The sequence below is a fragment of the Burkholderia theae genome (assembly GCF_048565265.1).
Classification (GTDB): Bacteria; Pseudomonadota; Gammaproteobacteria; order Burkholderiales; family Burkholderiaceae; genus Burkholderia; species Burkholderia theae.
Genome location: NZ_CP183462.1, coordinates 828,489 through 840,912, shown reverse-complemented (window position 1 = coordinate 840,912; position 12,424 = coordinate 828,489). Strand labels below are relative to the sequence as shown.

The 12,424-nt window shown below is 67.0% G+C and carries 13 protein-coding genes; 4 read left to right on the top strand and 9 right to left on the bottom strand.

Annotated elements, in window-relative coordinates; genetic code table 11:
- Nucleotides 1-30: 30 nt before the first annotated feature.
- Nucleotides 31-282: a hypothetical protein gene (locus ACN22W_RS21255; RefSeq protein ID WP_419689292.1), complete on the bottom strand. Its 252-nt coding sequence runs from the start codon at nt 280-282 to the stop codon at nt 31-33.
- Between the two features lie 95 nt (nt 283-377).
- On the opposite strand from ACN22W_RS21255, the gene ACN22W_RS21250 reads away from it, so the two are divergent.
- Entirely contained in the window at nt 378-1,169 is a 792-nt protein-coding gene (locus ACN22W_RS21250) for an AraC family transcriptional regulator (protein WP_419689291.1), read from the top strand.
- Nucleotides 1,170-1,244: 75 nt separating this feature from the next.
- Here ACN22W_RS21250 and hpaI read toward each other — a convergent pair whose 3' ends face one another.
- The 7 genes from hpaI to ACN22W_RS21215 are packed head-to-tail and all read right to left on the bottom strand — an operon-like array spanning nt 1,245 to nt 7,144.
- Entirely contained in the window at nt 1,245-2,051 is an 807-nt protein-coding gene (hpaI, locus tag ACN22W_RS21245) for a 4-hydroxy-2-oxoheptanedioate aldolase (protein ID WP_419689290.1), read from the bottom strand.
- A gap of 7 nt (nt 2,052-2,058) precedes the next feature.
- A complete protein-coding gene (gene hpaH / locus ACN22W_RS21240) occupies nt 2,059-2,862 on the bottom strand; it encodes a 2-oxo-hept-4-ene-1,7-dioate hydratase (RefSeq protein WP_343493755.1) in 804 nt (267 codons plus the stop codon).
- Nucleotides 2,863-2,882: 20 nt separating this feature from the next.
- A complete protein-coding gene (locus ACN22W_RS21235; protein WP_057928246.1) occupies nt 2,883-3,275 on the bottom strand; it encodes a 5-carboxymethyl-2-hydroxymuconate Delta-isomerase in 393 nt (130 codons plus the stop codon).
- A gap of 34 nt (nt 3,276-3,309) precedes the next feature.
- The gene (gene hpaD, locus ACN22W_RS21230) at nt 3,310-4,158 is read right to left on the bottom strand and encodes a 3,4-dihydroxyphenylacetate 2,3-dioxygenase (protein ID WP_419689289.1); all 849 of its coding nucleotides are present in this window, start codon (nt 4,156-4,158) and stop codon (nt 3,310-3,312) included.
- Between the two features lie 49 nt (nt 4,159-4,207).
- A complete protein-coding gene (hpaE, locus tag ACN22W_RS21225; RefSeq protein WP_129517246.1) occupies nt 4,208-5,671 on the bottom strand; it encodes a 5-carboxymethyl-2-hydroxymuconate semialdehyde dehydrogenase in 1,464 nt (487 codons plus the stop codon).
- A gap of 22 nt (nt 5,672-5,693) precedes the next feature.
- Nucleotides 5,694-6,458 carry a fumarylacetoacetate hydrolase family protein gene (locus ACN22W_RS21220; RefSeq protein WP_419689288.1) on the bottom strand — a complete coding sequence of 255 codons (765 nt, stop codon included), beginning with the start codon at nt 6,456-6,458 and terminating at the stop codon, nt 5,694-5,696.
- Nucleotides 6,455-7,144, bottom strand: coding sequence for a fumarylacetoacetate hydrolase family protein (locus tag ACN22W_RS21215; RefSeq protein WP_419689287.1), 690 nt, complete (start codon nt 7,142-7,144; stop codon nt 6,455-6,457). The genes ACN22W_RS21220 and ACN22W_RS21215 overlap by 4 nt, the downstream gene beginning before the upstream one ends.
- Nucleotides 7,145-7,296: 152 nt before the next feature.
- On the opposite strand from ACN22W_RS21215, the gene hpaR reads away from it, so the two are divergent.
- Complete coding sequence (hpaR, locus tag ACN22W_RS21210; protein WP_129517243.1) at nt 7,297-7,737, top strand: homoprotocatechuate degradation operon regulator HpaR; 441 nt, start codon at nt 7,297-7,299, stop codon at nt 7,735-7,737.
- A gap of 55 nt (nt 7,738-7,792) precedes the next feature.
- Here the strand turns inward: hpaR and ACN22W_RS21205 are convergent, their stop codons facing one another.
- Nucleotides 7,793-9,004 carry an SDR family oxidoreductase gene (locus ACN22W_RS21205; protein WP_419689286.1) on the bottom strand — a complete coding sequence of 404 codons (1,212 nt, stop codon included), beginning with the start codon at nt 9,002-9,004 and terminating at the stop codon, nt 7,793-7,795.
- Between the two features lie 651 nt (nt 9,005-9,655).
- Here ACN22W_RS21205 and ACN22W_RS21200 point away from each other — a divergent pair.
- Nucleotides 9,656-10,000: a DUF3564 family protein gene (locus tag ACN22W_RS21200; protein ID WP_129517420.1), complete on the top strand. Its 345-nt coding sequence runs from the start codon at nt 9,656-9,658 to the stop codon at nt 9,998-10,000.
- Between the two features lie 418 nt (nt 10,001-10,418).
- Nucleotides 10,419-12,317 (top strand): peptidoglycan D,D-transpeptidase FtsI family protein, encoded by a 1,899-nt coding sequence (locus ACN22W_RS21195; RefSeq protein WP_419689285.1) that lies wholly within the window; start codon nt 10,419-10,421, stop codon nt 12,315-12,317.
- The last annotated feature ends 107 nt before the right edge of the window (nt 12,318-12,424 follow it).

Here is a 12,424-nt window from a genome sequence, read left to right as displayed (position 1 = left end):
GGGGATCTCGATTGACGGTTCCGGCTGGCATCAGCGTGCGGCGAGCCACGCGCGCAGCGCGGGATCGCGTACTTCCAGCACGTCGAAAAGGCCGAGCGCGTGTAGTGCCGGCAACGCGTCGATCGTGTCGGCCTCCGCGCGCGCCCGGTCGGCGGGCGCGGCGTTCGGATCGGTCAGCACACGCGCGTTGACCAGAAACGCGCCGATGGTGCCCTTGCGGATCGTCGTTCCGCCGGCCTCGATCCGGTCGGCATGGTCGGGAAGCATTTGTTCTGCTCGCATCGTGTCGTACTCCGGTTGTCATCGATGGACGCAGTGTAGGCGTGCGAAGCCGGCCAATCTCCGGTATAACAGCCATTCGATACCGCTATCCGGCCATGTCCGATCCACTCCTGCCCGCCCGATTCGTCGTGTCCGACGACGGCCCGTTCGTCGTCGCCGCGGTCCTGTCGCAACGCGACCCGCGTATCACCGCACCGCACGCGCATACGCGCGGTCAGCTCGTCGGCGCGCTGAGCGGGCTGCTGACGATCGGTCTCGACGACCAGGACTGGGTCGTGCCGGCGATCCACGCGATCTGGATTCCGCCGCATTGCCGGCATTCGCTGCGTTCGTTCGGGCCGATTTCCGGCTGGTCGGCGTTCGTCGCCGAAGCGCGCTGCGCGGCACTGCCGGACACGCCACGCGCGATCCGCACGACGCCGCTGCTGCGCGAAGCCGTGCAGCGCGCCGCAAGCTGGGGCGATGCGGAACTGGATGCCGCGCAGACGCGGATCGCCGACGTGATCCTCGATGAAATCGCGTCGTCGGAGGTCGAAGCGCTGGGGCTGGTGCGGCCGCAGGACCCGCGGCTGATGAAGATCACCGATGCGCTTGCCGCGGATCTCGCGGACAACCGGCGACTGGAGGAATGGGCGGAATGGGCCGGCATCAGCGCACGGACGATGAGCCGTCGCTTCGTCGCCGAGACCGGGCTGACGTTCGCGCAGTGGCGTCAGCAGGCAAGGCTGCTGCGTGCGCTGGAGAAAATCGCCGACGGCGTGCCGGTGACGACGATCGCGCTCGATCTCGGGTACGACAACGTGAGCGCGTTCATCGACATGTTCCGGCGGGCGTTGGGGACGACGCCGGGGAGATATATGGAAATCGGGCAGCGCGGAACGCGATAGTCGCGATCATGCGCAGGCATGAAGCCGCACTGCGGAAGGCGGGCGTTCCGCAGACGGCCGGCCGCTGTCGCTTCGTCAATACGTGCCGTCGCCCTTCTTCCCTGCCTCGCCGCCGCTTCCCTTGAACTGCGCCGCCAACCGCTCCGCGCTTCGCGCGAGCAGCGTCGTATCGACCCCGACCGCGACGAACAACGCGCCCGCTTCCAGATAGCGCCGCGCCGCCGCTTCGTCCGCACTCAGAATGCCCGGCGCCTTGCCGGCCGCCTTGATCGTGCGGATCGCACCGTCGATCGCGGCCTGCACGTCCGGGTGCCCCGGATTGCCGAGATGGCCGAGATCGGCGGCCAGGTCGGCCGGCCCGATGAACACGCCATCGACGCCTTCGACCCGCGTTATCGCGTCGATCGCGTCGAGCCCGGCGCGCGTCTCGACCTGCACGAGCACGGCCATCTCGTCGTTCGCGCGATGCAGGTAGTCGCCGACGCGGTTCCATCGCGACGCGCGCGCCAGCGCGCTGCCGACGCCGCGAATCCCGTGCGGCGGGTAACGCGTCGCGGCAACGGCCGCGCGCGCTTCGTCGGCGCTCTGCACCATCGGCACGAGCAGCGTCTGCGCGCCGAGATCGAGCACCTGCTTGACGATCACCGGATCGTTCCACGGCACGCGCACGACCGGATGCGACGGATATGGTGCGATCACCTGCAGTTGCGCGAGGATCGTCGGCACCGTGTTCGGCGCATGCTCGCCGTCGATCAGCAGCCAGTCGAAACCGGCGCCCGCGACCACTTCGGCGCTGTACGGATTCGCGAGCCCGAGCCACAGCCCGACCTGCGCGTCGCCGCGCGCGAGCGCGGCCTTGAAGACATTCGTAGGAATCTGCATCGCTCGCTCACTCGAAGTAGCACTGAATCGTCCCGAGCGGGCCGTAGTCGACACTGAACGTGTCGCCCGGCCGCGCCGCGCACGGCCGCGTGAATGAGCCGCCGAGCACGATCTGCCCGGGTTCCAGCGCGACGTCGAAGCGCGACAGCCGGTTCGCGAGCCACGCGACGCCGTTCGCCGGATGGTTCAGCACGCCGGCCGCGACGCCCGTTTCCTCGACCACGCCGTTGCGCGACATGATCGCCGCGACCCAGCGCAGGTCGACGTCGTGCGGCTTCACCGGCCGCCCGCCGATCACGACACCCGCGTTCGCGGCGTTGTCGGCGATCGTGTCGAACACCTTGCGCGGCCGTTTCGTATCGGGGTCGATCGACTGGCTGCGCGCGTCGATGATCTCGAGCGCGGGCACCACGTAGTCGACCGCGTCGTACACGTCGAAGATCGTGCAGTCCGGGCCCGAGAGCCGCTTGCCGAGTACGAACGCGAGTTCGACCTCGACGCGCGGCACGATGAAGCGACTGGTCGGGATCGTGCCGCCGTCCGCGAAGAACATGTCGTCGAGCAGCGCGCCGTAGTCGGGTTCGTCGATCTGCGACGTGTTCTGCATCGCCTTCGACGTGAGGCCGATCTTGTGTCCCTTCAGCGTGCGGCCTTCCGCGAGCTTGAGGGTCACCCACGCGCGCTGGATCGCATACGCGTCGTCGATCGTGATGTCGGGATGGTCGAGCGAGATCTGGCGGATCTGCGTGCGCTCGCGCTCGGCGTCGTGCAGACGCTGCGCAAGCTGGTCGATGAGGGCGGGTTCGAGCATGGTCGGATCGGGAATGGGGTTCAGCCGGCCCGCTTGTAGCGGGCGTGGATGTTGTTGTGCTTGTACGAGCCGCTTTCGCTGAACTCGGTCAGCTCCATCGACAGCGCGAGGTAGCGTTTCGCGTACAGCTCGGCGAAATGCGCCTTGATCGCGTCGAACAGCGCGTCGCATGCGGCCTTCTTCGTTTCGTCGCTGCGGCCCGAGCCGATCTTCAGCGTCACGTGGACGAACGCGTCGTCCTCCGTGCCGTCGGCGACGCAGTAGTCCTGCAGTTCGATCGCGCGCGAGCGGATGCCGCCCGTCGGGAACACGCCGCCCTGCGCGATCAGCGTTGCATTGATCGTGCGCAGCAGCGTGGGGATGCGCGCGTCGTCGCGGATGTTCGCGGTGTATTCGACGACGATGTGTGGCATGGCTTGATCTCCAGTCGTTGCGGGGCGGCGCCGTTCAGGGCAGCGGGAAGATCGCGTTGATCTGCCCCGTGCCCGAACTCGCGAAATAGTCGGTGACGATCTCGACGGGTTTGTCGTAACGATCCCAGCCGAGCAGGCCGAGCAGCATCGCCGTGTCGTGCATGCCGCCTTCGCCGTGGCAATGCGTGTTGTACTCGGGCAGCATCGCGCAGAAGGTCTTGAAATCGCCCTGCTTCCACAGCTCGACCACGCGCAGGTCGACCTGCCGGAAGAATTCGCGGCTGATCTGGTGGATCGATTCCTCGGGGCTGCCGTTGTCGTTGAAGCGGTGCGACAGCGAACCGCTCGCGAGGAACGCGACGTTCGAATCGCTCTTCTCGATCGCCTCGAGCAGCGCCTCGCCGAAGCGCCGGCTTTCGTCGAGCGTGTGCCACATGCACCAGCCGGCGATCGACACGACCTTGAAGTGCTGGTCGCCGTTCATGTAGCGCATCGGCACGAGCGTGCCGTATTCGAGTTCGAGGCTGTCGATCTCGTGCGCACGCGTCGCGACGCCACGTGCGCTGGCCGTCTCGGCGATCAGCCGGCCGAGCGCCGGGTTGCCCGGATATTCGTACTGCATGTCGCGGATGAAATGCGGCAGTTCGTTGCTCGTGTACGTGCCCGCGAAGTGCGCATTGCAGTTCACGTGATAACCCGCGTTGACGAGCCAGTGCACGTCCGACACGACGATCGTGTCGACGCCGAGCGCACGGCAGCGCTCGCCGATCAGCTGATGGCCGCGGATCGCCGCTTCCCGGCAGCCGTGATGCCTGCCGGGCAATTCCGACAGGTACATCGACGGCACGTGCGTGATTTTCGCGGCGAGGGACAGTTTGCCCATCGTTAAGTCTCCGTATCGTTCGTTTTAGCGCCGAAACGACCCGCGCCCGTCACACGCCCCAGCGCGGAATGTGGTGCGAACCCATCGAGATGCACACGTTCTTGATTTCCGCGAACACCTCGAAACTGTACTCGCCGCCCTCGCGCCCGGTACCCGATTCCTTCACGCCGCCGAACGGCTGGCGCAGGTCGCGCACGTTCTGGCTGTTCACGAACACCATCCCGGCCTCGATGCCGCGCGCGAGGCGATGCACCTTGCCGACGTCCTGCGTCCAGATGTACGACGCGAGGCCGTACGACGTGTCGTTCGCGAGCCGCAGCCCTTCTTCCTCGTCCTCGAACGGGATCAGGCACGCAACCGGCCCGAAGATCTCTTCCTGTGCGACGCGCATCCGGTTGTCGACGTCGGCCAGCACGGTCGGCCGCACGAAGTTGCCGTTGCGCAGATGGTCGGGCAGGCCCGCCGGCTTGTCCGCGCCGCCCGCGACCACGCGCGCGCCTTCCTGCTCGCCGATGCGGATATAGCCCGTCACCTTTTCCCAGTGCTGGCGCGTGATCATCGCGCCCAGATTCGTGGCCGGATCGGACGGATCGCCGACCACCAGGTTGTTCGCGCGGCGCGCGAATTCCTGCACGAAGCGATCGTAGATCGTGCGCTGTACGAAGATCCGCGAGCCGGCCGTGCAGCGTTCGCCGTTGATCGAGAAGATCGTGAACAACGACGCGTCGAGTGCGCGGTCGAAATCGGCATCGTCGAAGATCAGCACCGGCGACTTGCCGCCGAGTTCCATCGAATACTTCTTGAGGCCCGCGCGCTCCATGATCCGCTTGCCGGTGACGGTGCCACCGGTAAACGACACCGCGCGCACGTCCGGATGCCGCACGAGCGCGTCGCCGGCCGTTGCGCCGTAACCCTGCACGACGTTCAGCACGCCGGGCGGAATGCCGGCTTCGAGCGCGAGCCGGCCGAGCTGGTCGGCCGTCAGCGGCGACAGCTCCGACATCTTCAGCACGGCCGTGTTGCCGAGCGCGAGGCATGGCGCCGTCTTCCACGTCGCGGTCATGAACGGCACGTTCCACGGCGACACCAGCGCACACACGCCGACCGGCTGGTAGAGCGTGTAGTTCAGCATCTGGTCGTCGACCGGATAGGTGCGGCCGTTCATCTGCACGCACACTTCGGCGAAGAAGTTGAAATTCTCGGACGCGCGCGGAATCAGCTGCTTGCTCGTCTGCGCGATCGGCAGGCCGGTGTCCTGCGTCTCCAGCGCCGCGAGCATCGGCACGTTCTTCTCGATCAGTTCGCCGAGCTTGCGCATCAGCTTCGCGCGTTCCTTCGCGGGCGTGTTCGCCCATTTCGGGAAGGCTTCCTTCGCCGCGCGCACGGCCGCGTCGACTTCGGCTTCGCCGGCCGACGCGACGTCGGTGATGACATCGCCGGTCGCGGGATTCAGCGTCGTGAAGGTCTCGCGGCTCTCGACTTCGCGGCCGTCGATCCAGTGCTTGATGGTCATGGGTTCTCCTTGGGCGACGGGCTCAGCCGGCGCGATAGTAGTCTGCTTCGCCGACGATCGTGTTGACGAGCCGGCCGATCCCTTCGATTTCGGTCACGACCTCGTCGCCCGGCTTCGTGTCCGCCAGCCCCTCGGGCGTGCCGGTCAGGATCAGGTCGCCCGGCGAGAGCGTCATGAAGCCGCTGATGTGCTCGATCAGCGCCGGCACGTCGAAGATCATGTCGCGCGTGCTGCCGCGCTGCGTCTCCTGGCCGTTCACCGTCGTGCGCAGCGTCAGGTCGCCCGGGTCGCCGATCTCGTCGCGGCTGACGAACCACGGCCCGAGCGGCGTGCAGGTGTCGCGGTTCTTCACGCGCAGGTTCGGGCGGTAGTAGTTCTCGAGATAGTCGCGGATCGCATAGTCGTTCGCGACCGTATAGCCGGCCACGTAGTCGAGCGCCTGCGCGCGGCGCACGTTGCGCGCGGGCCGGCCGATCACGACGGCCAGTTCGCACTCGTAGTGCATGTGGGTGGCATCCGCCGGGCGCACGGTATGCGACCGGTGGCCGATGAACGTGTTCGGCCCCTTCAGGAAGATCAGCGGCTCGCTCGGCGCCTTGAACGCGAGTTCCTTCGCGTGGTCGGCGTAGTTGAGGCCGAGCGCGAACGTCGTGCGCGGCGCGACGGGCGGCAGCCACGCAACCGCCTCCTCGGCCACGACGCGCCCGGTATCGAGGCGGATCGCGCCGTCGCCGGCCGGTTCGGCCGCATGCAGTGCGCCGTTGTAGATGATGCGCGCCGTCTTCATCGGGTTTCCTCCGCAATCAGCGTGTGCCGCAACGTGCCGATGCCGGCGGCGGCGATCTCGACCGTGCTGCCCGCGCGGGCGCGCGGGGCGCCGCCCGCGACGCCGAGCAGCAGCACGTCGCCCGCGTCGAACGACATGAACGCCGTCACGTCGGCGATCAGTTCGCGCACGGGGCGGATCAGCGTGGCGGTCGAAGCGGAGACGGCAAGCTCGCCGTCGATCCACACGGTCAACACGAGCGCGTCGACATCGGTGAGCGCGGCGGCCGGCACGATGGCGGGACCCAGCGGACAGAAGCCGTCACGGCACTTGAAACGCACGGCCGGACGGTAGTAATCGGGATGCGGCACCGACACGTCGCTCGCGAGCGTGAAGCCGTGCACGTAGTCGAGCGCCTGTGCGGCCGGCACGCGGGTGGCGCGCCGGGCGAACACGACGGCCACCGACGCGCCGATCTCCAGCGCGTCGACATCGGCCGGCACGACGACGGCCGCGCCGTCGGTCGAATGCGTGTTGGCCGGCTTGATATACAGGATCGGCGCCTGCGGCGGGCGGCCGTAAGGCGGTGCGTTCACGGCAGCGCCGAGTGCGTCGAGCGCCGCACGCTCGTTGAGCAGCGCACCGTAGACGGTACCGATGGCGACCGGCAACGGCGGCGCCGCGGCGGTCGTGCAAGACAGCTCCATGCGTCATTCCCCTGCCGCGCGTCGCGGCGCATCGTCAATAGTTAATATCTTAAGTAAACAATCGGGCGCTGGCAACCTCGATTACCCTGATACGCGAAATTCACCACCTTCGGCTGTTAAGATTGATGCGTCCCCGTCCACTGTCCACCCCGATGAACCGTACGCTCGACCATCGCAACCTGGCCATGCTGCTGCTCGAGGCCCGCGAAACGCTGATGGGTATGTTCCGCCCCATTCTCAAGGAATTCGCGCTGACCGAACAGCAATGGCGGATCATCCGCGTGCTCGACGGTGAACCGGCGCATGCGCTCGAAGCGGGACAGATCGCCCGGCGCTGCTGCATCCTGAGCCCGAGCCTCACGGGCGTGCTGGAACGGATGGAGCGCGACGGCCTGATCACGCGCACGCGCGCGCAGGAAGATCAGCGCCGGCTGCTGGTCAGCCTGACGCCGCAAAGCAGGAAACTCGTCACGGAAATCGGTCCGCGCATCGACGAGCAATACCGGCAGCTCGAATCGCGCTTCGGCCAGGACGGCCTCGAAGATATCTACCGCGCGCTCGACCGGCTGATCGAACTCGGCGGTAACGCGTGAGGATGACGCCCGTTCCCGCCAGTCGCGGGAACGGGCGCCGATATTGCGCCGGCAGTCAGTGCACCGCGCCGCGCATCAGCTCGGTCACCGCGACGCCGCGCGACGTGCGCATGCATTCCTCGACGTAATCGATGAACGGCAACGGCTCGAAATCGATTTCATCGCGCACGCGGCGGTTGTCGAATACGCGATCGACCGTCGCGAATTCCCCGCAACGCTGCAGCGCCCGGCCGATCACGCGTTCGAGTGCCGGATCGGGCCGCCCGAGCACGTCACGCACCACGAGCGGCAACTCGGCCGGCGCGCATGCCGCGTAGCGCGGCGCGCCCGTCATCCCCGCCGCCTCGTCCATCGCACGCACGATCTGCGCGACCTGCGGCGCCTCGTCACCGGCCGACACATGATAGACGTCGTGCGCGAGCGTCGGCTTGACGGCCAGCAGCATCGTCGCGCGTGCCACGTCGTCCACCGACACGATGTCGATGCGCGTCATCGGCCGTGCGGTGAAGCGGCGCGCGGCATGCGCAAGCCGGAACATCCAGAACGAATTCGGCGCGGGCCGTGTGCCGAGCACCGTGTGACCGACGACGTGCGACGGCCGCACGACGACGAGCGGCAGCCCGAGCGCGCGCAGGCGCTGCTCCGTTTCCGCCTTCGCGTGCAGGTAGTCGGCCGCGAGCACCGCGCCCGGCAAGCCTTCGTCGTCGTCCGCGACGTCGTTCGCCGCGTCGCCCGCCGCCTCTTCCTGCACGATCCCGCCACGGCCCGCATGCGCGTAGGCCGTGCCGACATACACGAAGCGCTGCAGGCGCGGCGCCCGGGCGAAGCGTTCGGCAAAACGCACCGAATCGGCGATGTCCGACTGCAGGTGCGCGCCGTCGGCCGGCGATGCATGACCCGCGCAGTGAATCACGTGGGTCGCACCGCCGAGACGCGGCGCGTCGGCGCCCTGCCATACGTCGCCGAGCGCGCCGACGATCACGTTCGCTTCGGTCAGGCGCGACGCCCAGTACGGCGCGAGTCCCGCGCGCAACGCCGCTTCACGCAGTCGCGCGACGGCGTGGCCGCGGTTCTGCGCACGCACGACGCACACGATACGTTCGAGCAGCCCTGCATTGACGAGCGCCGTCAGCACGGTACTGCCGATGAAGCCGGTTGCGCCGGTCAGCACCAGGCGTCCGACGTTGGCCGCCGCGACCGGTGCGCTGGCCGGCGACACGAGGCTGGTCCGCCAGTTGAGCGACAACGCGGTTTTCCAGATCAGCACGATAGTCTCCTTCGAAGAGTCGGCCGGGCGGCGCAGCACCCGCGGTTGCGGGCTGCGCACGGCTCACCGGCCGGGCCGGGGCTAACGCGCGCCCTGGCAGTCCCGATCGGGCATGCGGCCCGCGATCGCGTCGATCGCGTCTCTGGCACGAGGCGGCGGCAGCCGCCGAGGACGGGCGTCCGCGGCACAGGATCGGGAAGGTCCCAGTGTGGGGCCCGACCGTATGCAAGTCTGTCCCGAAAGTTTCGCGAAAGTGTGCCGATTTGTACGCGATTGTCTGAGTGTGTCGTTCCGGACGCGCCGTCAGAACACTGACACATCCGATCGGGCGACATTCGGGCGGTGCCGTGTCGCATCGGCCGGCGCGGTTTCGCCGGCCGGCCGCACGCGACAGATCGACGCGCCCCACGGCCATGTCATCGCATGTCTCGAACGTCGGCCATGCGGGCGTCGATACCACGATCGCCGGTGTCGCCTGCGATTGCGCACGCGCCGCCGGAATAACCATGAATCGTCAGACGTCGTTTCATCCGAAACCGAAATAGACTCAATACGGATTTATTGCGGATTATCACTTGCGTTTCACACCAGTCTATCTAGACTGTTCAAGTCAAAACGGTCGAATACGTCAATTTCTTGGGAGACGATCCTATGCGCCTCACTATTCGGATTAATGGCAGCGAATCAGCAACCCGGCAATCGTTCGCGGTACTGTGGGTCGATACCGACGAGGGGCTGTGGTCGCGCGAGGCACATCAGGGCATGGATCTTCCGACCTGGGGCAAGGTCCGCGATGTCGAGGGCGCAATGGCGCTCTGCGCGGCCGACGGCGGGAATGCCGTATGCCAGTTGAAGGGCCTGTCGTTCGGTGCGACGCAGCGTGAACAGGGCCCCGCCGTGCTCGCCGGCGATCACGCCGGTGCATGGCGGCTGCAGGCCGTCGATCGTTGCACGACCCAGCCGGAATACCGGGAATTTATTTCCGTCGCGCGATAGCAATATTGACCTGAATCGTCTGCGGTTTTCGGGTTTATTCCAGGCTCACCGATATTCATTTCGATATTCAGTATTAACAGCGCCTCATTTTGGGGCGCTTTTTATTTTCTGCACCAAATAAATAATCGGCGACCGGGCAATTGATCGCGTGCAAGTGACGGTCGCGATCGACCTGACCCGGATGTTCTGCACCCGGATCGACACGCCGCCGATCGCCCGTCTTTCGTCGTCTGCCGCGGCGGTGAAATTCCGCTTCCGCCCGCCTTTCCTGCCCCCTTTTCCGCACGTCGCCGAATGGTCGCCGAACGCTCTTTCACGGGGCCGGAACACACTTTCCCCACACGACGTTTACTCCTTTATTACAATTGCTTTATTCAGACTGACTTGCCGCCGCCCGGCGGCCCGACCCGGCCATTGCATGAGCGTAAAAAAGAAGACCCACCCCGCCGATCCGTACGCGGCCGCGACCAAGAATCCGATGCTCGCGTCGCGCCTGCCGATGTGGCGCTCGAAGCTGATCGTGATCGTCGTGTTCCTCGCGTTCGCCGCACTGATCGGGCGCGCTTTCTGGGTGCAGGTCGCCAACCAGGATTTCTACGTCGGCCAAGGGCAGAAACGTTACCAGCGCACGATCGAGCTCGGCGCGATGCGCGGGGGCATCGTCGACCGCAACGGCGCGATGCTCGCGGTCAGCCTGTCGACCTATGAAATCTGGGCGAACCCGAAACAGGTCGCCGATACCGACTACCCGCAGATCGCGAAGCTGCTCGACATGCCGCTCGTCGAGGTGAAACGGCGCCTCGGCAACGACAAGACGTTCGTGCTGCTCAAGCGGCAGGTCGACGCGGACACCGCAGGCAGGCTCGACAAGCTCGCGATCGACGGTGTCACGCAGATCGCCGATTCGAAGCGCTTCTACCCGGAAGGCGAATCGGCCGCGCACGTGGTCGGCTTCACGAACGTCGAGGATAAAGGCCAGGAAGGCGTCGAACTCGCGGCGAATGCACGCCTGTCGGGCACGTCGGGGCAGCGCGAGGTGATCCGCGACCGGCTCGGCCGCATCGTGTCGGACACGCGCCCGCTCGTGCCCGCGCAGCACGGTGCGACGATCGAACTGACGATCGACCGCCGGATCCAGCAGCTCGCGTTCAGTCAGCTCAAGGCAGCCGTGGTCGAAAACAACGCGGTGGCCGGCAGCGTCGTCGTGCTCGACGCGCAGAACGGCGAGATCCTCGCGCTCGCGAACTACCCGACCTTCGACCCGAACGACCGTGCGCGCCTCACCGGCCAGCAGTTGCGCAACCGCGCTGTGATCGACACGTTCGAACCCGGCTCGACGATCAAGCCGCTCGTCGTCGCGCTGTCGATCGACGAACGCAAGGTCACGCCGAACACGATCATCAACACGTCGCCGGGCACCTACAAGATCGGCCCGGCCGTGATCCACGACACGTCGAACCACGGGTCGCTGACGGTGTCGCAGGCGCTGCAGAAGTCGAGCAACATCGCGCTCGCGAAGCTCGCGCTGAACCTGCCCGCCGAAACGATCTGGAACAAGTACCAGGAATACGGGATCGGCCGCGCACCGGAACTGACGTTCCCGGGCGTCGCGTCGGGCCGGCTGCGCGGCTACAAGCGCTGGCGGCCGATCGAGCAGGCGACGATGGCGTACGGCTACGGCCTGTCGATGTCGCTGCTGCAGATCGCGCAGACCTACACGGCCTACGCGGGCGACGGCACGCTGCACCCGGTGTCGCTGCTGAAGAACGGCACCGACCAGCAGACGATCGACGCGCATCGCGGCCACCGCGTGACGACGCCGCAAACGGCCGCGTCGATCCGATCGATGCTCGAGATGGCGGTCGGCGAAGGCGGCACCGGGCGCCGCGCGCGCGTCGACGGCTACCGGATCGGCGGCAAGACCGGTACCGCGCGCAAGCAGGTCGGCGCGACCTATGCGAAGGGCAAGTACCGCGCGCTGTTCGCGGGGATGGCGCCGATGAGCAACCCGCGCCTGATCGTCGCGGTGATGATCGACGAGCCGCGCGGCAAGGGCTACTACGGCGGCACGGTGGCCGGCCCGGTGTTCGCGTCGGTCACGAGCGGCTCGCTGCAGTTGCTCGGCGTGCCGCCCGATGCGCCGGTCGAGCCGGAGAAGCCGCAGCCGGCCAAGGCGGTTGCACCGCAGAAGACGGTCGCGGCGCCGAAGGCGGCGGCTCAACCGAAAACGGCTGCCGCGCAGAAAGCCGCCGTGCCGGTCAAGACAGCCGCGCAGGCCGGCACGGCCGCCGTGCAGGCGAAGGCGACGGCAAGCTGAAACCGCCACGCGGGCGATGCCGCACGCCCCACACCCCCATCTCGCTTTCATCCCACTTACTAGGAACACACCGCATTATTTGAGCGTTCCCGCCGCGTCCTCCTACA